Annotated in this window: 20 protein-coding genes; 8 read left to right on the plus strand and 12 right to left on the minus strand. The window is 42.5% G+C overall.

The window, feature by feature from the left end; translation table 11 throughout:
* Positions 1 to 37: 37 nt before the first annotated feature.
* The 3 genes from NI389_RS05275 to NI389_RS05285 form a co-directional block, all read right to left on the minus strand.
* Positions 38 to 2587 (minus strand): Ig-like domain-containing protein, encoded by a 2550-nt coding sequence (locus tag NI389_RS05275; protein WP_308361873.1) that lies wholly within the window; start codon positions 2585 to 2587, stop codon positions 38 to 40.
* A gap of 204 nt (positions 2588 to 2791) precedes the next feature.
* A complete protein-coding gene (locus NI389_RS05280; RefSeq protein WP_308361874.1) occupies positions 2792 to 3277 on the minus strand; it encodes a DUF4124 domain-containing protein in 486 nt (161 codons plus the stop codon).
* A gap of 143 nt (positions 3278 to 3420) precedes the next feature.
* Entirely contained in the window at positions 3421 to 3675 is a 255-nt protein-coding gene (locus tag NI389_RS05285; protein ID WP_208843865.1) for a DUF3297 family protein, read from the minus strand.
* A gap of 225 nt (positions 3676 to 3900) precedes the next feature.
* On the opposite strand from NI389_RS05285, the gene NI389_RS05290 reads away from it, so the two are divergent.
* Positions 3901 to 5325, plus strand: coding sequence for an MFS transporter (locus tag NI389_RS05290; protein ID WP_308361875.1), 1425 nt, complete (start codon positions 3901 to 3903; stop codon positions 5323 to 5325).
* Between the two features lie 67 nt (positions 5326 to 5392).
* Here NI389_RS05290 and NI389_RS05295 read toward each other — a convergent pair whose 3' ends face one another.
* Together NI389_RS05295 and NI389_RS05300 are read right to left on the minus strand one after the other, a co-directional pair.
* On the minus strand, positions 5393 to 6370 hold the full coding sequence (locus NI389_RS05295) for a YbbR-like domain-containing protein (protein WP_308361876.1): 978 nt from the start codon (positions 6368 to 6370) through the stop codon (positions 5393 to 5395).
* A gap of 168 nt (positions 6371 to 6538) precedes the next feature.
* The gene (locus NI389_RS05300; RefSeq protein ID WP_308361877.1) at positions 6539 to 7753 is read right to left on the minus strand and encodes a hypothetical protein; all 1215 of its coding nucleotides are present in this window, start codon (positions 7751 to 7753) and stop codon (positions 6539 to 6541) included.
* 153 nt (positions 7754 to 7906) lie between these two features.
* Between NI389_RS05300 and NI389_RS05305 the strand changes: the two genes are divergently transcribed.
* Positions 7907 to 8413 carry a hypothetical protein gene (locus tag NI389_RS05305; protein ID WP_308361878.1) on the plus strand — a complete coding sequence of 169 codons (507 nt, stop codon included), beginning with the start codon at positions 7907 to 7909 and terminating at the stop codon, positions 8411 to 8413.
* A 209-nt stretch (positions 8414 to 8622) separates the two neighbouring features.
* A complete protein-coding gene (locus tag NI389_RS05310) occupies positions 8623 to 8847 on the plus strand; it encodes a hypothetical protein (RefSeq protein ID WP_308361879.1) in 225 nt (74 codons plus the stop codon).
* Positions 8848 to 8924: 77 nt separating this feature from the next.
* On the opposite strand, the gene NI389_RS05315 is transcribed toward NI389_RS05310, so the two are convergent.
* Positions 8925 to 10922, minus strand: a complete 1998-nt coding sequence (locus tag NI389_RS05315) for a urocanate hydratase (RefSeq protein ID WP_308361880.1) — start codon at positions 10920 to 10922, stop codon at positions 8925 to 8927.
* Positions 10923 to 10936: 14 nt separating this feature from the next.
* A complete protein-coding gene (gene hutH / locus NI389_RS05320) occupies positions 10937 to 12442 on the minus strand; it encodes a histidine ammonia-lyase (RefSeq protein WP_308361919.1) in 1506 nt (501 codons plus the stop codon).
* 137 nt (positions 12443 to 12579) lie between these two features.
* Here hutH and NI389_RS05325 point away from each other — a divergent pair, with 137 nt between their 5' ends.
* Positions 12580 to 13479, plus strand: coding sequence for a LysR family transcriptional regulator (locus tag NI389_RS05325; RefSeq protein ID WP_308361882.1), 900 nt, complete (start codon positions 12580 to 12582; stop codon positions 13477 to 13479).
* Positions 13480 to 13527: 48 nt separating this feature from the next.
* Here NI389_RS05325 and NI389_RS05330 read toward each other — a convergent pair whose 3' ends face one another.
* On the minus strand, positions 13528 to 13734 hold the full coding sequence (locus tag NI389_RS05330; protein ID WP_308361883.1) for a hypothetical protein: 207 nt from the start codon (positions 13732 to 13734) through the stop codon (positions 13528 to 13530).
* 183 nt (positions 13735 to 13917) lie between these two features.
* Here NI389_RS05330 and NI389_RS05335 point away from each other — a divergent pair, with 183 nt between their 5' ends.
* A complete protein-coding gene (locus NI389_RS05335) occupies positions 13918 to 14631 on the plus strand; it encodes a hypothetical protein (RefSeq protein ID WP_308361884.1) in 714 nt (237 codons plus the stop codon).
* A gap of 159 nt (positions 14632 to 14790) precedes the next feature.
* Entirely contained in the window at positions 14791 to 15828 is a 1038-nt protein-coding gene (locus NI389_RS05340; protein ID WP_308361885.1) for a cytosolic protein, read from the plus strand.
* 136 nt (positions 15829 to 15964) lie between these two features.
* On the opposite strand, the gene NI389_RS05345 is transcribed toward NI389_RS05340, so the two are convergent.
* Positions 15965 to 17311, minus strand: a complete 1347-nt coding sequence (locus NI389_RS05345; RefSeq protein ID WP_308361886.1) for a glycosyl hydrolase family 28-related protein — start codon at positions 17309 to 17311, stop codon at positions 15965 to 15967.
* Positions 17312 to 17647: 336 nt separating this feature from the next.
* On the opposite strand from NI389_RS05345, the gene NI389_RS05350 reads away from it, so the two are divergent.
* Positions 17648 to 18964 (plus strand): NAD(P)/FAD-dependent oxidoreductase, encoded by a 1317-nt coding sequence (locus NI389_RS05350; protein WP_308361887.1) that lies wholly within the window; start codon positions 17648 to 17650, stop codon positions 18962 to 18964.
* Positions 18965 to 19009: 45 nt separating this feature from the next.
* On the opposite strand, the gene NI389_RS05355 is transcribed toward NI389_RS05350, so the two are convergent.
* Positions 19010 to 20563: a serine hydrolase domain-containing protein gene (locus NI389_RS05355; protein ID WP_308361888.1), complete on the minus strand. Its 1554-nt coding sequence runs from the start codon at positions 20561 to 20563 to the stop codon at positions 19010 to 19012.
* 538 nt (positions 20564 to 21101) lie between these two features.
* On the opposite strand from NI389_RS05355, the gene NI389_RS05360 reads away from it, so the two are divergent.
* The gene (locus NI389_RS05360) at positions 21102 to 21629 is read left to right on the plus strand and encodes an AidA/PixA family protein (protein WP_308361889.1); all 528 of its coding nucleotides are present in this window, start codon (positions 21102 to 21104) and stop codon (positions 21627 to 21629) included.
* A 72-nt stretch (positions 21630 to 21701) separates the two neighbouring features.
* Here the strand turns inward: NI389_RS05360 and NI389_RS05365 are convergent, their stop codons facing one another.
* On the minus strand, positions 21702 to 22154 hold the full coding sequence (locus NI389_RS05365; RefSeq protein WP_308361890.1) for a DMT family transporter: 453 nt from the start codon (positions 22152 to 22154) through the stop codon (positions 21702 to 21704).
* Positions 22155 to 22240: 86 nt separating this feature from the next.
* A complete protein-coding gene (locus tag NI389_RS05370; RefSeq protein ID WP_308361920.1) occupies positions 22241 to 22825 on the minus strand; it encodes a Crp/Fnr family transcriptional regulator in 585 nt (194 codons plus the stop codon).
* Positions 22826 to 23127 lie beyond the last annotated feature (302 nt).

Consider the following 23127-nt stretch of genomic DNA (forward strand, 5'->3'; position numbering starts at 1 on the left):
ACTTTACGTAATACCGACGAGCAAAAACAGCGCAAAATTACTGCCCTTGGTTCATTTGAGTCAATTTATCGCCGATAGGTTTTGAAAAGTTATAACCATCGAATTTGTCCCAATTGATTGACCAGGTCATTACGCCACCAAATTGCGAATACGACTTAGAAGGCTTAATTGACCCACATTGTGTTCCTTTCGTTAAGCAATCGAGTGCCGCGATAATATTCGCCGTGGGTGCTTGACCTGAATTTGCCGATTTAGGACCCGATGGTAAACCGATGGCGACTTGGTCATCACGCAGTGGCGCAAATTGTTGACCATTTGCGAGTTTAAAACCTTCCACCAGCATTTTCGCGTGTGCAACCATCATGTTTACTGAACCTTCTGGTGCACTACTCGCCTCATAAGGATTCGGTAAACCACCATTGTTGTACAATTGCACATGCAGCAAATCAAGCATATCGCGCAGCTCATCTATCAAAGGAATATATGCTCCCCAAATCCCCGAATACGCAATCATACCGCCATGGACATAAGGATGCTCTGGTGCCATAGTAAGGTACATATCACCACCGATGTTCTGCTCTATTTTCTTCAATGCACGAGGCAAACGCGCTTGAATTTGCGAACCGTGTACTAGGTTTGAACCGCTTTCTAAATCGATATCTAAGCCATCAAATCCCCATTCCTTGATGATTGTCGTAAGACTGCTTACAAAATTTGCTTCATCTGAATCGGTATTGAGTGTAATCGTTCCCTCTGCACCACCTAGGCTCAGCACAATTACTTTGCCTTGTGCTTGTAAAGCTTTGACATCATTTTTAAATTTAGCCGGGTCAATCGCTGGGCAAGTTGAGTGAATATCTTGAACAAACGGCGTGAAATGCACTGTACCGCTAGAGTTTCGATCATTTTCTGCAAACGCAATATCGATTACATCCCAAGCAGGCGAAATATCCGAAAGTGGAATTGGGCAACCGGCTGGATTCACGAAGTTATGCCAATAGCCAATTAACTTGTGTGTTTTACCAATTGGCGCATTGACGACCTCGACGGACACACCTTGGCTGGATGCTTCATTCCCAACATTATCTTTGGCTTTTGTCGATAATGTTACGTTGCCGATTGCTGCCGGTGTATAAGCCCATTGATAAGGTAGCGTGGTGTCCGTACCAAGCAGCAAACCATTGGCAAAGAACTGTACTTGTGAGATTTGACCTGCAAATGCCGATGCATCAGCTTGCAATTGCACTGTTTTACCCAGTACTAAACGACTACCAGCGCTTGGTGCCGTTAATGTAGTTACAACCGATTGATCGGTAACAACAACTTGTTGTGTGCTTTCACCAACATTACCCTCATTATCAGTTGCTTGTGCTTTTAAGGTTACGTTACCAACACGGGTTGGCGTCCAGTCAAATAGTAATGAACTTTGACTTACTTGTGTAAGCAACGTGTCGTTTGCAAAGACAGCCAACTGGCTCACTTGTCCATCAGCGTCATTTGCCGTCACTTGGATTTTAGTCACGGCGTTTTTCAATATTGTGCTGTCCGGCGCTGGTGTTTGAAACTGAACTGTAGGCACAGCTGCACACAACCCACTTTCCGTCCATGCATCTTTCCAATATTGGCCAGTTCCTGGCTCATAAGCCCAAGCGGCATTAGAGCTACACCAGCCAGCAACATCACAACGATATTTAAGATTATTATGCGCGACAATTTGGCCTGCGCTATATGCCTGTCCTGCAACGTAACTTGCAAGGCCTGCACAACCACCAGACTGCTGTTCCACCACTTTCACTGAAACGCTGGACATTGTCGTTGCATCTTTATCGTCTGTCGCAATGACTTTTAGCGTTTGGCTTCCAACGGTATTTGCTTGCCAAGCAATTTGATATGGTGATTTATCGAGTGTCGCAAGTAGTGTTTCACCTAACCAAAACGTGACTGATTTAACACTCCCGTCGCTATCCGATGCTTCCGCTTGAATACTGACAGTACTGCCTACATTAACCTGACTGCCCGATACAGGGTTCTTAATCGAGACAGTTGGCGGCACATTACCCGATGCTGACTGAACAGTAATATTTACACTCGAGCTTTCTGTCGTTGCACCGTCATTATCCGTTACTTTGGCAAGTAATCGGTGTTGACCAAGAACCGCTGACCAACTTATTTCATAAGGTGTTTTACTTACTTCCCCAAGTAAATTGCCATTAATATAGAATGCAACATTGGCAATTGAGCCATCACTATCCGTTGCAGACGCCTTAATGATAACGCTGTCATTTTCAGCCAAAATACTGTTGTCCGTTGGCGAATCAATCGCCACCACAGGAAACTGATTACCACCACAAGCCCCTAACACTTTCCAAACATCATAAGTATTACTGTTCGTTGCAGGTGTTTGGTTTTGAGTCCACCATTTGGCTTCAAATGCTGTATTTTGTAGCGTGACTTTGCTGCCAGACGTATACACGGCATTTTGCTCCCATGTACTGAGGCCTGTGCAGTCAAAGGCATAAACGGACGAAGTTAGCCCAAGGGTGACGAGTGCCAAAGCGCTTTTCGTCGCTATATTGCGTTGTGTCATTATTGACTCCTTTACATGTTTTTGTTCAAAGCTTAACCAGCTTATAGGTAAGTAAAGTGTTACGCAATTGAAAATATAAGATTGATAAACGCAATAAACCGTGACGTCAAAATGTGCAAAGACTGTTAGAAAGGCAACGTGGATTTAGGAGCAAGTACTCAGGTGAGCGCACTGACTCATTGTGGGCTGAATACGAAAAGTGCGCTATGGACGTGTAAACGCGTTAATTTTCTCAACAAGTCTATCTAATCGCGCATCCAAGCTTTTAATGTCGGTATCAAATGCCTTGCTGACTGCATTCATTTCTTCGCTGATGCTCGTTTCCCATTGCGCTCCGGCAAGATTGTTATTCGCGCTTTGCTTTTTACGCATCAGCGCGTCCAATTTAGCATCGCGTTGTTTCATCAACCGATTCCGCTTTCCTTCAAGCCGTTCGAATTCTCGCTTGATCTGCTCCAATTCTACGTACATATCAACTTGTTCAAGTGTTTTTTGATGTTTGAGATCATCAGTATTGGCGGCCTGTTCATTAGTCGACATTTTCGGCGGTGGTGTAATTGTGACCACTTGTTGATTGTCTCCACAAGGAAACTGCGAGTATACGATGGTGCCCTCATTGTCACATTTATAAACAGAGGATGCTGCACTGGCTATCCAACTAGAAACCGCGAAAAGTAGAGAAATAGACATACTTACACTCCATGCATGTTGGCCTTAATGAATTACAGCATACCACAAACGGCCACATTTCGACTGGATTAACTTTGGTGAATACGTAAAGTAAAAAAGGAAACCTGAGGTTTCCTTTTTATCTAACAAGGCCGGAAAGCGAATTACGCTTCGCGATAAAATGCCTCTACCGTGCCTTTTGATTTGATAAGCAGTGGCTGACCACGACGGTCTAATGCTTTTGGAGAGGCAATCATAACCCAACCTTCGCTGATACAATACTCTTCAACATCAAAACGCTCTTTGCCATTCAAGCGAATGCCGATATCGTGCTGAAGTACTTCTTCAGAGTAGAACTTGCTGCGCGGGTTAATTGATAGGCGATCTGGTAATGCCGGTAATGTCGTTGTGTCGTTCATTGTGTCTTATCTACTGTAATCAATTGATGACGTGTATTGTAGGTAATCCCATCTTTACGCTCAATAGTAATGCGAAACTAAAATCATCCAAACGAGATTTTGTACCACAAAATTGATTTCAAGCAGCGTATTGCAGGAATGATGGTCGAATTCTGCTGTCCTGACTTGGAAATCCCACCTAGTTACACTAGTATGTGACTGTATTTGCCGCTATTTTGTATAAAAATGAAATCATTTCCCTCACTGTATTTTACAAATCTTTTTCTGATCGGTGGCACAGGCTTACTGACCACCTATCTTGCCCTTTACCTTGGTCAACACGGCGTTTCGACTTTCTGGATAGGTTTATTGACCTCCTGCTATTACCTAGGCCTACTTTTTGGTTCTAAACTAGGCTACACGCTCATCAAATCCGTTGGCCATATTCGTACTTTTGCAGCCAGCACTGCGGCGGTAACCGCCTGTGTCGCTGCTCATGGGATAAGTGACAACATTTATCTCTGGCTTGCTTTGCGCTTTATTGTCGGCCTTGGGATGATGTGTAACTACATGGTCTTGGAAAGTTGGCTAAATGAACAAGCCGCCCCAGAATCCCGCGGCCGCGTTTTCTCTTTTTATATGATCACCTCCTATCTCGGAATGGTTATGGGTCAATATGCCTTGTCGCAGTTCCCTGAACTCGGCTACGCACCGCTTTTCTTGGTTTGTATGGCATTGTCAGTCGGTATTATTCCGATTTCTATTACGCGACGTATTCACCCCAAACCCTTGAAACCCCTTCAGGTGAGCCTGTTCGGTTATTTGAAGAAAGTGCCACAATCACTCACCGCAGTTCATTTCGCTGGGATCATTAACGGCAGCTTTTACGGACTTGCGCCCACGTTTGCGAATTTATCGGGTTTTAATGCCACTGAAATTGCTATGTTTATGTCAGTCACCATTTTTGCGGGTTTGTTAGCACAATGGCCTATGGGGATTGTGTCGGATAAAATCCGTCGTAGCGTTCTAATTCGCAGCAATGCTGTGGCCATTGGGGTGATAAGCTTATTGATGTTTCTTCTGCCTATTTCGCAGCTCTCAGCGTATATCCTCACCTTTCTATTTGGTCTGTTCGCGTTTACGCTCTATCCACTCTCTTCCGCTTTAGCTAATTCACGAGTGGAAGATGAAGACCGTGTCGGTGTTTCATCCGCACTACTTGTTGCATTTGGCTCAGGCGCAGCACTAGGCTCAGCGGCCAACGCAAAGATTATGGCCTTATTTGGACACCAAGCCTTGTATGCGTCAATCACTGTTTTAACCATTCTCATGTTCATAATTTTGAGCTTCATTAACTCAAAGCAAAAAGCAGAGAAACCAGAGCCAACCGATTACGTTATGGGTACGTCCGACGTCACCAATTCACCACTCGCAGCAACCATGGATCCCCGTATTGAAGAAACAACGGCCCATGAACAGCTATTAGTAGTGGGTGAAGACAATGAACGCATTGAAGACGACTTAGAAGATGGCATAGACGAGCAAGACGAAACGCTTAAAACGGAAGAAGGTTTGCCTCAAACGGATAACGTTGAACAAACCAATGAAAGCGCTGAGAATCCAACAGCAGCGGACGAACAGCCCGTGGCGAATAGTCCGTTGACAAAATAGTCGCGTCCACACAGCAACAACAGTGTCGTTATGACGACACTGTTATTAGCATTAGTAATGGACTGTTTTATTCTAGTCCGTCTTGTCCATACCAGCTCCAGCTTGGATACAGCACGCCATTTACGACAGCCTCGTTACCGGTAAAAATAGAATGAGGCTTATCTAACGCGGTCCAACCTGTCGCCGTTGAATGTTCCAATTCAAACACAACGTTGCCGTAAATCTCGTAAGGTCCAGTGATAGAAGATTCATGATAGGCTGCAAACAACGTTTGTCCTCCCATCATCAAATGGCCAACTGAACTTTGATTGTCGACATCCACTGCACCTTTACTCCAAATCATAAGTAACGCAACTGAAGACTGATTGTCGGCAAGAAAATAACCATTACCTGAGACTTCAACGGAACTAAATTGGCTCCCAGACGTTGAGCGAGCAAAAGAGGTATCCAAGACATTTAACGTAATTTCCGTGTTTTCTGCTTGAAACTCAATTACTGAGCTACCCGACACACGAAATTTAGCTCGAGACTGTTTCCTCACGTAGGCTGTGCTGTTATCCGTAATTAAAAATGGGTAAAACACGCCGTCACTGTTTTCACTGTTTGCAGTGATGTTTTCTAGCACTAGTGTACTGTTGCCTTTCGCCACAACAGCTTGGACATTGCTTGGCGTCGTAATCGTAAGATTTTTTAAATTGACAACTGAGTGGATAGCCGTAACCACACTCATATCTGCCTGAATGGACTTAATGCTACTTGCGACTGATGAGTCACCAACAATTGAAATGTTGTCAGACTCAAAAGTAACGGGACCTTGGCATTCGCCTCGAATTTCTAATTCAGATTGTGTTTTAAACCAAACACCTCGAGCGGCGTATTGTTGTAATGCCAACGGATTTTGTTGGCAGTTTAATTTAAGTCGATAAAATTTTGCCGACGATTGGGCTTCTACACCGTCGATGTGTGGCTGTGCAATCGCGGCGTTTGATAACATGCAAGCCGCAGCAACACCGATGCTTATCACCGCTTTGTTGAAAGGTTTCATTCAAATTTCCTTTTATTGGTTAATAACGCGATGCCACTTACGCAACTGCAATGGACCAAATGACAGCGCAGTCAATTTTTAACCAGTAAATGAATTTTATTCAAATGAAATTAGTTTAAGTTGATGCGAATATCGCGAGTGATCCAAACAGCCTAGTTCTAGAACAGGTTATTTAGTCGGCCTCTCACTCTGTTTTTCAAGTAAACGGGCTTCATGATCTAACACAAGGTATTCAAACCAAGTCAGCACATTATTATTAAACATACCATCAAAATCGAGCGCTCCGCTTGTCCATGTTTTGTTTACTACCGAGCAAGGTTGTTTATTTTCGAATTTAAGTATTCTTAACAAGGGATTATCTGCTTTTGACAACGTACTTAGATATTGTATGAAAGCAAATGCAGACGCATATAAAGCATGCCGATTGTCGCTCCACATCTCATTTGTATTAATGACATCATCAAATAACAGCGGTGCACCTAGATAATTACTGCGCGCATCCCACGTTGCTTTATCTAAAAACAATTCGGGATTTTCGCTTTCATAAAAATGCGCAAAATACTGAGCTAATCCTTCTTGTGCCCAGCGATGCATGTAGCCAAATTGAACAAAGTTAACAGCATGAACAGATTCATGAATGGTGGTACGTAACAAACTGTTCGTATCGATATACCCTTCGTACGTTAGTGGTAAGTGCACTAGCGAGATATGTTCCAAGGGTAAGTACACACCAGGTATATTTGATGGGGTAGATGCATGATATTTGTCCAGTAATGCCTCATAGGTTTCTAAATCATAGGCAATAAGGATTTTGATATCCGATTGATAGAGTTTTTCATAACCGAGCCAATCAATATATTGGCTGTATACTTTGTCGAGGTGCTTCGAGACTGTCTCATAAATCTTATTTTCGAATTTTTGATTCACGAATTCAGACAGCGGCATGGTATAGCGACGACTGTAAACGAGTTGAATTTCTAGGTGATATAAATCGGTGAAGCGCTCCGTTTTCTCGTCATACACAATTGGTACTCGTTCAAGCCTGCGACACAGTTCGAGATCCGCCATAGACGGTCTGACCTCTAACCAAGGATGAGGCGCAGACTGCGTGTACACTTCCCCGTCGGAAGTCATTTTTGGGGATGATTTTGGTTCGAACTCCTCATGGGTAGGAGTTTCACTAATTTGAGGCACATCGCTCGCAGTATCCTGCAATTTTACAGCTTTAACTGAGTGTTCTATTACCAAAGGAAGGGTCACGTTCGAGGTCTCATCTCGTGATTCCAACCAAAATAAAATCACTTGTACAATTACCATGGCGATAACGAGAACCATCGCAATATACGTCAGTAAACGAGTTGTCGATAAAGGTTTCTTGTGCACGAATATCCCTTTGTTGCCGTTTTATATCAATCTTGAAGTCAAAGAGGCTTAAACAGTCTGATTGGGCATTTCTATTTTAGAAATATTTCGCCAAAACAGGTATCGTTCGGTAGAAAATAATATTAATACATGAAATAGCGAAAGGAGCCCACCTTGAGAAAAATAAAATTCCACCTGATACCCTTTTTCGTTTTGATAAGTGCAGTGCTTGGTGTAAACCTCACAGCCAATGCGCAGAACATAGACCACGGACAAAATGCTCGATTACCTTCGGCGCTTAAAACGTTTAGTTTAGAGCTGTGGTCTCCGGACCAAGCTGCGCCACTCGATACTAAACCCGCTGAGTTTGGGGATAACTATCGCTATCGTTATACACCCGAACAACATTCTTTCGAAGAGACGGAAACCAACCGAGTCGTTGTGTTTTCATTGAATAAATCATTAAAGGCTCGGTATCAATTTCGCTGGATAGCTGCGGACACTCCACAATTTACGCACATCGTGAGCATGAAACCGGACGAAATAATCGTCGGTTTGGACGATGGACCACTAAGCGGGCAAACTTATTTTGAACTTTGGATTTACGACACAGAATTGCAGCAAAGCTTTATGTGCGATCCCGAAGTGGTGATTCGACGCCCGCCCGATGAAACTCCCTAGTGAATAGATTCATCTTCGCTCTCGCTTGTTCTGCAAACGCTTCTGTACCAAGTTTGCCAGAACAAGTGCTCCACTAAGCCCTACCGCACATTTCACGGTTTTCCCTCACAATATAAGACTATTGCCCGACTATTAAGACGTTACATTCTCTAAGCTGTCCTAGTCGCATTTGTCGCGGCTCCACGGTTATTAAATAAAAGGATTAAATTATGGCAAATGGTAAAAACTCATTTGTGGGTGATGCTAATGCTTGGCATATCCACCACAACGACCACATTAAGTACCACAATGGTGCTCGTGTAAACGTGTCTGATCGCACTCAAACCCAAGTACTTGAAAAACTCCGTGAGAAATACCCTAACCTAGATGACCTTACAGATAAGTCAGGTTGGTTAGCGTGTAAAAAATGGATGGACAATAACCTAGACGATTGATTCTACTTTACCCAACCCAACCATAAAAAAAGCGCTGCGGATATTCACTCACAGCGCTTTTATTCAATCGAAATGACTTAGAACAAGCCGTTTAGAATGTCGTCGTCAACCGTATTTGCCAGTGTTACTTTCAGCTTTGGTGTGCGAGCCATTTCACGTTTAATTGCAAAATTGGCTTCTTCGTTACGTGCCCAGCTTCGGCGCGCAATACCGTTGTTTACATCGAATAACAACATTGACGTCAAGCGTCGCTCTGCACTTTCGCTACCATCTAGCAGCATGCCGAATCCCCCATTGATAACTTCGCCCCAACCGACACCACCACCATTATGAATAGAGACCCAAGTCGCACCACGGAAACTGTCGCCGATCACGTTGTGAATGGCCATATCAGCGGTAAAACGGCTTCCATCATAAATATTGGATGTTTCACGGAAAGGAGAATCTGTGCCGCTGACATCATGGTGGTCACGCCCAAGTACAACTGGGCCAATTTCGCCTCGATTAATTGCATCGTTGAATGCTTTAGCTATTTCCATGCGACCTTGTGCGTCCGCATAAAGAATACGCGCCTGAGAACCTACAACTAACTTGTTTTGTTTCGCGTCGTTAATCCAAGTAATGTTATCTTGCATTTGCTGCTGAATTTCTTCTGGCGATTCTTCCATAATTTTATTCAACACACGTGCAGCAATAGCATCTGTCTTGTCTAAATCTTCTGAATTACCAGACGTACACACCCAACGGAATGGACCAAAACCATAGTCAAAGCACATTGGGCCTAAAATATCTTGTACGTACGACGGATATTTAAAATCTATCCCGTTATCAGCCATGACATCGCCACCTGCGCGCGACGCTTCAAGTAAAAACGCATTACCATAGTCAAAGAAATACGTGCCTTTCGCGGTATGTTTGTTTACCGCATCTGCATGACGTTTCAAGGTCGCCTGAACTTTCGCTTTGAAAACGTCTGGCTCTTCACGAATTAAACGGTTCGACTCTTCGTAACTTATTCCAACTGGGTAATAACCGCCTGACCAAGGGTTATGCAAAGAGGTTTGATCCGACCCCAAGTGAACAAAAATGTTGTGCTCGTAAAACGCTTCCCACACATCGACTACGTTTCCAATGAAAGCAATCGATACGACTTCTTCATTTACCTGTGCTTCACGAACTCGAGAAATCAACGTGTCCATATTGTCGATGAGTTCATCAACCCAACCCTGCTGATGACGTTTTGTCGCGGCTTTCGGATTTACTTCCGCGCAAACCGTAATACAGTTTGCGATGTTACCCGCTTTTGGCTGCGCACCGCTCATACCACCCAAACCGGCCGTTAGGAAGATCTTTCCTTTCGGGCTTTCGCTTTTATTCAACACTTTACGGAACGCATTCATGACGGTAATTGTCGTGCCATGAACGATACCCTGTGGACCGATATACATAAACGAGCCTGCCGTCATTTGCCCGTATTGGGTAACGCCCAGAGCGTTAAAGCGCTCCCAGTCATCTGGTTTTGAGTAATTCGGGATCATCATACCATTCGTTACGACAACACGAGGGGCGTCTTCTGACGATGGGAACAAGCCCATTGGGTGGCCTGAATACATATGAAGCGTTTGGTCACTTTCCATTTCACTTAAGTATTTCATCGCCAGACGATATTGCGCCCAGTTTTGGAAAACTGCACCATTACCACCGTACGTAATAAGCTCTTCAGGATGCTGTGCAACGGCTGGATCCAAGTTGTTGTCAATCATCAACATGATCGCAGCTGCTTGCTCACACTTTGCAGGATAATCAGAAATTGCTCGTGCTTTCAGCGCATAGTTTGGCTTGAAGCGATACATGTAGATACGGCCAAAACCGTTTAATTCTTTGGCAAATTCTGGTGCCAGTTCACTGTGCCACTCTTTAGGGAAGTAACGGAGCGCGTTGCGAATAGCCAATTGCTTTTCTTCCGTTGACAGAATGTCTTTGCGTTTTGGCGCACGGTTTGCGTCTTCTGGATAGGGTTTTACAGCTGGCAGCTCTGTCGGAATACCTTGCTTAATTTGTTCTTGAAATGTCATGCTTGCTTCCATCGTTATAAGCTCCCAGTTTGTACGTTGAACGCCTGTGATTTCACCAATTTGATCATCGCATCAATATCCGGTTTGAGTAATCTATCTTCTTCGAGCTTCGCCACTTTCGCTCGGATAATATCGAAGTTTTCTTCAATTAAATCAGAACATTTGTTTGGACGGCGGAACTCAATAGCTTGCGCTGCATACATTAGTTCGATTGCAAAAATCTTTTCAAGATTACCAAGAATTTGGTTCAATTTACGACCGGAGATACTGCCCATTGAAACGTGATCTTCTTGCCCCATTGATGTTGGCACACTGTCCGCGGAAGGCGGGAAACATAACGATTTATTCTCAGTTACTAATGCAGCCGTTGTATATTGCGGGATCATCATTCCTGAGTTCAAGCCACCCGACGTCGTGAGTAAACGCGGCAAACCGTGCAATCCTTCTAACAATAAATAGCAACGTCGATCAGAGATATTACCCAGTTCAGCGGCGGCAATAGAAGCGTAATCCAGTACCATTGCCAAAGGTTGGCCGTGGAAACCTCCACCTGAAATCGCCTCTTGTGCACTAATAACGATTGGGTTATCTGTTACTGAGTTCATTTCAATTTCAACCATGTCTTTAAGATGGTTGTATGCGTTACGTGATGCACCATGTACTTGTGGAATACAACGCAATGAATAAGGATCCTGGACGCGATCACAATCCGTATGTGCCGCCATATTCTCTGAATCTTTAAAGAAACGACGCATACGTGTTGCCACTTCAATATTGCCTGCAAACGCGCGAATTTCATGTAATTCTGGTCTAAATGGCGATTGGCTACCTTGCATCCCTTCAATGCTCATTGCACCAGCAAGATCAGCTAAATCAAGCAAGTAGCGCATTCTTGTTAATGCAGTGATACCGTGTGAAAGAATAAACTGCGTCCCATTGATAAGGGCTAGACCTTCTTTCGCGTGTAATTCAAGTGGTGCAAAGCCATGTTTTTCTAACGCTTGCGCTGCAGACACGATTTGATCGCCTTGCCAAAATTCGCCTTCACCAATTAAGGGTAAGAACAAGTGTGATAAAGGCGCCAAATCACCAGATGCACCAACAGAACCTTGCTCAGGTACAACCGGAATAAGGTCTAATTCAATAAACGCCAACATGCGTTCCACCACTTCCAAGCGGATACCCGAAAAACCTTGGCTTAACGCGTGCACTTTAGTGATCAGCATTAGCTTAGAAATTGGTTTTGCAATGGGTTCACCCACACCAACCGCGTGTGTGATGAGTAGGTTTTTTTGCAGTAAATGCGTTTCTTCAGGAGAGATTTGTGTATCGCAAAGTGGACCGAAGCCTGTGTTGATACCGTAAATCGCTTTGTCAGAACTCGCCATAATATCGACATTGCGGCGGCTTTTATTAATTTTATCTAGCGCTTCTTGACACAGTTCGGCCTTAATCGTGCCGTTGGCAATCCCGTTTACGATATCCAGATTTAATCTGTCTACACCGTATTTAAACGTCATATTCTTCTCCTAACTTGCTGATTCTTTATGCGTCGTAACGCTTATATTGTCCTTATGCTAGCTTGCTCATGAAGTTTTATAAATGCATAATAATCGTAATTCATTCCGATTATATCGAACTAAAAAGAGTTAGCTTTATGCAAGTCCATGACGTTGATTTACGTTTGTTACGCATATTTGTCGCGATTGTTGAAAGTGGTGGATTATCGGCCGCAGAGTCCCGCCTTAATATCGGACGTTCAACCATCAGTTCACATTTGTCGGACTTAGAAGTTCGCTTGGGGCTTAAATTGTGTAAACGTGGCCGTAGTGGATTTGAATTAACCGAAGCTGGTCGCGTAACGTATCAAGCATCACTTGAGCTTTTGCAGCAATGCGAAGCGTTTGCGTCAACCGTGGCAAGTTCTAAACATGAACTCTCTGGACGAGCGACCATTGCCATTATTGATACCATGGTCAGCGATCCTCGCTGCGGCGTAGCAAAAGCTATTTCGATTCTTAAACGAAAAGGCAAAAATCTCCAATTCGATATCAACGTATGTGAAGCGCGAGAAGTGGAAACATCGGTAGTAAATGGTCGTTCGCTAGTCGGACTTGGCGTTAGCCGACACCAAATACGTGGTCTTGATTATTATCCGCTCCACAATGAAACCAATTATCTGTATTGTGCTCAGGGACACCCGCTTTTTAACTGCGAGCCCACTTCATTACATAAGCTATTACTCGACGCGGAAGTCGTCACAAGTAATTACATGCGTGACAAAGAAACGCGTAACGATGGATTAAACTATCAAAACAGCGCGATTGCCTACCACGATGAAGGGATTGCCCATCTAATTTTATCTGGTGCATTTATTGGTTATTTGCCAGAACACTATGCTGCTTACTGGGTGGATAAAGGAGTGTTTAAAGCGATTCTACCAGAGCAATATTCCTATCAAATCCCGGTTATGTTGATCACATCAAAAACAAACAGCACATCCAGTCTTGCACAAGCCTTAATTGAGGAACTAAAACAGTGCCACAGTAAAACGTAGCGCTAAGTCTAGCGCGATATTCTTCGCGCTAGTCGAGTTCACTGAGTTTTAAACCCCTGTGGTAGGGCCAACACTCGGACCTACGTCAGCCAATTCGCCAACTAACGTTGTCTTTGTTGCAAAACCTTCTGTGCGCGTCGTACGGATATCAATAGTGAGTAACGCACCTGCGACCAACGCCGTTTGATTTAGGGGTAAGGCGTTTTTGTCGTTTGACAGCATTTTCATATTCTTCTTTTTCAGTTTTAGATTCATAACTATCTCCTTTTTTAGAATCAATCTAAATACTATTTAACCTTTTGTAATATGTAAATGAATATTTAGTTAACAAATTAATCCTCCTTCGAGCTATGCTGTCGTAAAAATCATGACTTTTGGCACTCATCGTAAGTGACACTTCTGACTAAGATGATTTCAGTCTTCAAAAAGGAGTAAGCGATGAACACAATTTACCAAACGTTACTTTATTTACATATTTTGGCCGGCGCTTCTGCCCTTATCTTATTTTGGTTACCTGCCTATTTTAAAAAAGGCAGCCGCCAGCATAATCAATCCGGCCGGGCCTATGTATACGTAATGTATGTCGCGGCGGGTGTTGGTACGATGATGTCATTACTGGGTTTGTGCTACCCCGAAGCGTTGGCTGGACGCGTTCTTAATGCCGCGGAATTACTCCAGTTGCAAGCGACACGTCTTTTTCTGCTGTACTTAAGTTTGTTAACCGTCACGACGGTACGTCACGCCACACTGGTGTTACAGGCGAAGCAACAACGTACGCAGCTAAGACAGGCAAGTCATCTCATGCTGATGGCCGCTTTGTTCATTGCAGGCCCATGTCTGGCCTACTATGGTTGGACGTTAAATCGAGTATTGCTCATTATTTTTGGTTCGCTGGGCGCGCTATTAGCTTGCAATTTTCTCTTCTACAGTTTCAAAACAACACTGTCGACGAAAGAATGGGTTATAGAACATCTAAGTAGCATGATTGGCTCTGGGATCGCTTGTTATACTGCGTTTTTCGCCTTTGGTGGACGTGCGCTTTTTGCAAATGTTGCTTCGTTGCAACTAATGAGTTGGATTTTGCCAAGTGTTATTGGCGCAATAAGCATAAAGTTCTTAAAACGTCGATATTACAAACAGTTTGATCGCTAGCAGGGTCGTTATTGTACGTAAGATATCATCAGGATTTACCTCTGTAATCCTGATGATTTAGAACTCAATTTACTCACAAATAACTCGAGTGAATTTTGTACAACTTTCATCACCCTCTCAAATTTGCTACAATGTCTCACTTGCGTAAATGGAGGATGAATGAAGTTACTGTATTGGCTTGATGACTGGCTAACCCTTTCCACGAATGAACAACAAGCACAGTTACCTTTCACCGGTGACGATTTACTCGATGATGTTTTTGTCAAATACCACTTCGTTGACCTCAACAAACCGCTTCTCTTTACCTTCTCTCCCGCAGGTACAAATTATCAAGAACATGACTTTCATGCGGATTTTTCGCCATGGGGTTATCGCTTGGCCAAGAAGCAAGGGGTAAATATTATTGCCTTTCAGCATTTGGGACGAAGTAATTGGTTTCGAAGCCGCAATTTAATCTTCTTCTTGGAACAACTCGCGACACTGCTTGAGCCATTTAATCGACGACTTGGTTATGGACTAAGCCGCGGAGGATTCGGTATTGGTGCATTTGCAAACTTACTACAACTCGATACCGTGTTACTTTTTCATCCTGTCAGCACAAAAAATAAAGCTAAAGCGCATTGGGATACTCGTTCTAGTACTGACATTGCACAGCAATTTGACTGGGAAGGTGATTATCACGACCTAGATTTAGGGAAAGCGCAAGGATACATTATTTATGATCCAACAAACCCAATAGACAGAGGGCACGCGAAACGTTACACCGGATTGACGCATTTAAGGGTGTTTGGAATGGGTCATGGCACGCATGCAACGTACATGAACAAATTTGGTTTTTACAAACAAATCGCTGTCGATTTTATGCGTTCAGAACACATCGATATTGCTCAATTTAGACAGCAAACCAAAACGTTACGTTTCAAAGAAGACTATTACAAACGCCTCAACAAGGCGAATGCAAAATCTCTGCATCGACTCGAATTGCTCAGTAAAGCGCACAACATCTTACTTGAAGAAAAAGTTGAACACGTACAAGAGCACCAAGCGCAGATCGACATTCAACCTTTGATTGATATCGCCATAAAACATCAAGAAGAACATCCACAGGATGCGATTCAACTCCTTGAAGTGGCACAACAGCTCGTCCCTGATGATCCACTCATTGCACATACATTAAAACAGTTGGATAAAGATTGAAAACACAGCTCTAAATGCGGATTCGCAATGCGGGTAGTATTTCTCCAGTCGTTTCAATATGTATTAATTTATGATGATACAATAGGCGCTCACTCTAACTTAAAAGGCAACCATTTGGTTGCCTTTTACATTTTGATTAGTGAACTTTTTCCAGAGTAGCTTTACCACCACCGAGTCCATTACCACCATAAAAATCTAACATAAGATATAATCTTCCGCCTTCAGCTTTTACCGCGATACGGCTTGAAGCGTCATTTTCTTTACGGATAATCTGATATGGAGCAGCAGTCCAGTTAAAAATTGTAAATTCAGATAGAACAGGTTCATATCCATCTCGCAGGCCTGAAACCGTCAATCTGTATGTGGAATTGGAACCGATTCTGAATGATTCTGGTAACGCAACCCAAGATTTGTTTGCCGGTAAAGAAACATCTGCGGTTAGCTTAGATGGTGTATCTTGAAATGTTGAATTTTCGTCAAGGCTAGGTTGGCCGCCAATTGCTACGATGTTGCCTTCAACATTACTGTTTTTCAAAATTACTGAATTCTGCCACCAATCTTGACCCGTCATTCCACTCACTTTAATCATTTGCGCATTTTCAGCATCAATGACAGCGATGTTACGATTTGAGCTGCTTCCACCTTGAACAAAAACGCTGTTGATATCAAGAGAGCGTGAATTTCGAACTTTGAATACTGTTTTGACACCTTCGGCATAGAAATTACTTATTGAGTTGTTCCATGTAGAATCTGTCGATTTAGGACCGAATATCTCAACACCAACATTGGAGCCTTGAACAGTCGAATTTACGATGTTTGTGCCCATCGCAGCTAATTTCATACCGATATCAGCATTTTGAACATAGACATTATCAATGACGTTTACGTTATTAAACCAACCATTTGGTTCCGTATTCCAATAAGCAGGATTTTCTCCATTACTGTGAAACTCAATACCTACGTTAACATCATAAATGAAAAGATCTTGGAATCGGTCCCAAATCATCCATTTACCATAGATACCTTTATCAAATCCTATGATATCCAGTTTCTTAAAGTTCGAACGATAGCTCGCAAACTCAATTTCAATCGCTTTACCTTGGCGACTGCTTGATGATTGTCTAAATGTTAAATTTTCAACTTCAATACCATGTGCCACTTTTAAAATTGAGTTAGAACTATTCGTTTCTAAGATAGAAATATCTTTTTGCTCACCATATATTTTAACTTTGGCATTATGCGGGCCATATGCTTTTGCAACATCTACAGCTTGAAATACGTTGAAAGTACCGGATGGAATATAGACACTTTTCTTATTTGCTATTGCATAATTAATTGCGTTTTGAATCGCTTGGCTATCATCTCTTCCATCATTAGCGACCGCGCCAAATCGGCTATCTGTAATTGATACGAAATCATTTGCAAACGCAGAGAATGGTGTAGATAGGATTAAAGAAGTTAATAGGGCTAGTTTTGTTTTCATATAATTTCCTTATATTAGAACCTATTATCCTATTATTCAACAATCAAGAACTCAACAAAATAACGCGCTTCATTAACAATAGTTTACGGTGCTAACAGTATTAACATTTAACCAGACTTTAATACTAAAAATCACGACAAAAATACTTTAAAAGTGTTTCCTTTTAATGCCCCTGATGACACATTTTGAAATAGTTTATCGCTTTAGCTTCCTAAGCTTTAGCGTTATGCTAGTGTTAGCTTGTGCCAGGTTATAATGACCTGAATATCTCTACTGTGTCGAAACGCAGAGTCTTCAAAGTGTTCAGCTCTTTATAACTTTTAAAAGGGCACAATCATGATCAACACGCATCCTAATATTGTCATCATCGGCGGTGGTGCTGGCGGCTTAGAACTCGCCACGAAATTAGGACATAAATTAGGAAAGTCCCAACGAGCAACCATAACACTTATTGATAAAAACCGTACGCACATTTGGAAACCGCTACTTCACGAAGTTGCGACAGGCTCTCTCGACACCAGTCTTGATGGGGTATCCTATTCAGCCCATGCGGCAAAACATGGCTTTCAATTTATTTTGGGTGAATTTAATGCACTCAACTCAGAATCTCAAACCATTACTTTAAAACAACTTCTCGATGAAAATGGTCAGTTACTCATACCCGAGCGGCATATTCGATACGATGAATTAGTGATAGCGGTGGGTAGTGTCAGCAACGATTTTAATACCCCTGGTGTGAGCCAATATTGCTACTTCCTAGATTCACAAACCCAAGCCGAACGCTTTCAACACGCCCTTCTTGACCGATTTACCCGAGTTCACCAAATGGCCAGCGAAGAGCCTGAATCGTCGAACCATTTGTCCATTGCCATAGTCGGCGGCGGAGCTACGGGGGTAGAACTGAGTGCCGAGCTTATTCACGTTTCTCAGTTACTGAAACATTATGGGATGAGTGAGTTCAAAAGTACCAAACTGAGCATTAGGCTGATTGAAGCAGGCCCAAGTATTTTACCTCTGTTACCAAAACGGATCAGTGATGCAGCACGCAAGGAACTAAAAAACCTCGGTGTGACTGTGCTTGAAGGCACGCAAGTGAGTGAAGCAACCAAAACAGGATTCATCACTAAACAAGGCGAAACAATCGGTGCCGATTTAATGATTTGGGCGGCTGGCGTTAAAGTTGCTGACTTTATTAAAAATATGGATTGTTTCGAATTCACTCGCAACAACCAAATTCTCGTCGATGAATATCTCCAAGCTAAAGGAACTGCACACATTTACGTATTGGGTGACGCAAGCGCTTGCCAACAACCAGATGGTAGTTTTGTACCACCAAGAGCACAAGCTGCACATCAAATGGCAAGTAACCTTGCAGCTAATCTTGTCGCAAAACTGAATGGAAAATCGCTCACGCCTTTTCAATACCAAGATCATGGCTCATTAGTGAACTTAGCCCGATATAGCGCTGTGGGTAGCCTAATGGGTAATCTCACTGGAAACTCGATGTACGTCGAGGGAAAACTCGCACGACTGATGTACGTTTCACTTTATCGTATGCATCAAAGCGCAATTCACGGGCCAGTAAAGACTATCGGTTTGTGGCTATGTGAAAAGTTGATGAGAAGTGTCAGACCGAAAATGAAACTGCATTAAGTCACAATTTGCGAGTTCACCTTGAATAGTGAACTCGCACATAGTTTATTGAACCAGAGGTTGTTTACCATTAAAGCCTAAGTCTTGAATATACTTAATAGCTTGTTGCTCAAAGTTAAAAAACACCTCTGTGTTGGCTTGACCAATCCAGCTTACTATTCGAATGTTTAGCGGTTCGACATTCATCGCACTTGAGCCCCAAAATCCATTATGTCCAACAACCGAATAAGTTGGGAACACTTCTTTTTCAAGTGCTAGGCCATAGTAACTTTTATGACCTTCATCTTCTGACACATCAATCCAGTGACTTTGAAGTACCTGGTTGAGCACAGGATCTGTAATAAAGGTTTTTTCTTTCAACGCTTTAAAGAAACGATTTAGATCATCCAAAGTAGACACAATCCCTCCACCAGCCCAGATAAATGACGTATTTACCCTCAACTCGAGTATATTGTGATTACCCGACAATATAGGCGCTATCCATGACTCAACCGGAATATAGAAATAATGATCAACAGGGCCATCTCCCACTTTCGCTTCATGTAAATCCATGTAAGTCATAGACATATTGAGTGGGACAAACACCATCTCATGCAACAGTTGTTCAAAAGGCTTATTGAGGTACTTTGAAATAGCCCATGCAAGCAGATCAATATTAGTATTGGTGTAGCTGTAAACCTCTCCCGGTTTATGAGTTCGATTCCTTGTCACACCGCGCTCAAGGAATTCTTTAATGATCAAATCGGCATGCCAGATATCAGGTACATTCATGTCTTCACCGGATAGCGCTTCTAGCATTGCCCTACTGTCAGGTGAATCAGGTTCACTGAGATAGGAAATAAAGTCATCTAGTCCAGATGTTTGATCTAGAAGCTGCCTTACCGTTAACTTACCACCGTATTTTTGTTGTCCATCATCATAAAAGTCATCCACAACAAATCCGCTTGGCATATCGTCATTGGTGATTAATTCCGCCAGTGTGGTATCTAATGATAGTCGCCCCTGCTCTATCAATTTGAAAACAACCGCTGCTGACAGGGTTTTGGAAATACTGGCAATCCGGAATTGCTGCTCGCTTGTCATTGGGATACCTGTCCCGTGATGCGTCTCACCTAAAGCGCCGCGCCAAACAACATTGGGGATATTAAAATCAATCAAAGCGGACATATTTATCGTCCTTGCATTTGCCGACTCAAAATTTTGTTTTAGCAGTTCGTCTAGCTTTGGAAATATCACCTGTTCCACACTTTGGGCGTTAACGGTAAAAGTTGCTTCGTCTTTCGTTTTGAATTTGTCTTCTGCTGTTATTTTAAAGGTATAGGTACCAGGAATGTTTGGCAGATCTACTTCGATACGCTGATCCTGTTTACCTTCAACATGTAAAATGGCCGAAGTAGGCCCACTCACTTGCTGCCAACGGATCTCGGTAAGGTTATTATCTTTGTCCTTTACCGACGCTGTAAGCACAGCTTGACTGGTGACAATCTGTGTAAGCTCAGGTTGGGCTACTTCTATGTTCGGTTTTTGGTTTCCGGAAAAACAACCAGATAACAACGATGCAGATATACCGAGTGCAACTAAATGAACAGATGTTTTCATTTGAATTCCTTTTGTATTGAATTTAAAGCAGCATACTTGCGCTAAAAGTAACTCACTGTGAGGAATCGTACCTTTATTGATATTTTTTGTAATTTTATGTAATTAAGTGCAACGATGGCAAAACAGAAATACGGTAGGTATATGAACTACTCTCCAGCTAAAACCAACCCAAACTAAACTTATTCATTCTGATTCGTAGACAATTTAGCGGTTTCAAATAGGGGTATACCTTTAAGGTACTTACTAAAAAACGCTAAAACAACAAACACTAATGCATTAATTGGAATTATTTTGCATTTTTAATCCACAAGTTGACAACAAGAAGAATTATAAAACTAAAATCACCCAAATATTTTTTAAATATAACCTTGCAGAAGTCAGATTCACCGTTATTATTAACTCGAATTTTACATATAGATAACCAAAATTTATCTCGTATTGTTCAAACACATAAATGTAGTTGTATATCCGTTTTGCTAAGACCCAAGGAGTAGCGGGTATTGGTAAAACCACGTGAAATTACCTTTAAGGAAAAACTATGGCAATTCAACGCATTGAAGTTGTAGTCGATTGTGAAAGCATTGAAAACGGTGCTGCAGCATATACTGCTGTTAATATGTTTGCGTCACCGGACATTATAGTAAGCAATTCACAAGGCTCTTATGAATTAAGTGTACGTGTAGAAAATGACGATGTACTTAGATGGTCAGCATTTCCAAAAGTCGTGCAGCCAGAGGGCAGTACTGAAAACTACGCGGTGATCATTTCGGCGGAACACGACTGGAATAACAATACCCTGCTAAAAGATTGGACTGCATTTCAAGGTGACATGGACGTCTACGTGTACGAGAGTGATGCCATCAGCATGAACGACGACGGTGAAGTGCCTGTAAAACGCGTTACAGGTTACCAACCTTACGTTCAAGCAACGGCTCGCCTGCCTGGCCGCCCAAATCCTGGCACATCACAAATTGAAGCTTATACCTTTTGGGTAAAAGTATACAAAGGCTCACAGTTGATAAAAGAAATTAACTGGGATCCATATGTAACCGTAGTTCAACCATAATTTCTGGTTGACCGTTAAAGCCAATTTTAAACATTGGCTTTAACTAGGCTAATTTTTTTAACCTGTCGAAGACTAATCCTTGTTTATCAAAAGAATGCCAAAAATCAACAAGCTTGCGCCTACCAACTTTGTTGTAGAGAGCAGCTTTTGAGGCGAATCAAACAAACCAAAGTGACTGATCACCATCGCCATCACCAGTTGACCTGTTAACGCATAGCTCATTAAATTGCCTACACCCATTTTGGGAATGAGCCAATACATGCTGCCAACACCAATTACACTCAAACAGCAAGATAGCCACAGATACCAAGGAATTGCACTTGTTTGGAGCTGCTCAAATTGAGCACTGAGAGATTTAAACTGAGTGACTACTAGCACAAACCCAATGAGTAGAAAGCTCGTTAAAAATGCGTAGCTTGTAGCAAGCCATGCATTATTGAAATGTTGTCCAAGCCGCGCATTCATTGCCGCTTGCAAAGCAATACAACTCCCCGCAAATAACGCGATAGGCCAAAGAAACGTCATAACAGACTCCCAGTAGAATACGAGTAAGTGACGAGTCTAGCGCCTAAGCAACCGACAGTGCATTTACATATGTTGAAACAACGGACTTATTTTAATTCTTTACGGACACGACTAAGCTGAGTGGGTGTAATCCCCAAGTAACTCGCAATGTGGTATTGCGTTAACCGCGAAATTATTGGCTTATGGGTATTCAAAAATGCGAGATAACGCTGCTTGGCGTCAAACTGTAAATATTCAATCTCCTTTTGCTCTTTTTCCAACAACCAGTGTGTTTCGAGGTAATTGATCTGATAGATCATCAAGTCGGGTTTGGTAAGTAATGCGGATCGAAACAGCTTAAAATCAATTTCAACGAGTACACAGTCTTCGAGTGCCTCGATTGCAAGCAAAGTTGGCGCAGCTTGCAAAAGCGCAGACATACAACCAGGAAATCGACCTTCAGCAAAGAAGTTTTTATTAAATTCATTTCCTCGCTCATCCACGACATAACTTCGCATCAACCCTTGGTGAATAAAAGCAAAACTCGTTGGTATCTCTCCGATCCGGTATAATAATTGACCTTTCTTTAGATGTTTCACCTTGCACGCATCCAAGTAAAGTCCAAGCGACTCTTTACTTAATGCACTGTAGCGATGAACAACTTGGGTTAGATGAGCGATTGCTTCGAGCAAATGAGGTTCGTCCAGTGTGTGTTTAAAAAACTATAACAGGCAGACTAGTGGCATTCAATTAACTGACCCCAGATAACGCCAAAAGCGCTCACAAATGAGCATGATAAAAACATAATTCAACTTAGCATTGCCACCTAGGACCTGCGCGACAGTTTGCGTTAGTTCAAAGGCTCAATTTGATATGAATATCCGATACCGATCCTACCTATTTCGTTTCGACATTTAGCGTGTCCAAACCACTTTGGTTGAATATTCCAAATACCAACGCATTGAAATTCAGCGATCCCTGTGTGCCTTCATCA

The organism is Pseudoalteromonas xiamenensis, assembly GCF_030994125.1.
Taxonomy (GTDB): Bacteria; Pseudomonadota; Gammaproteobacteria; order Enterobacterales; family Alteromonadaceae; genus Pseudoalteromonas; species Pseudoalteromonas xiamenensis_B.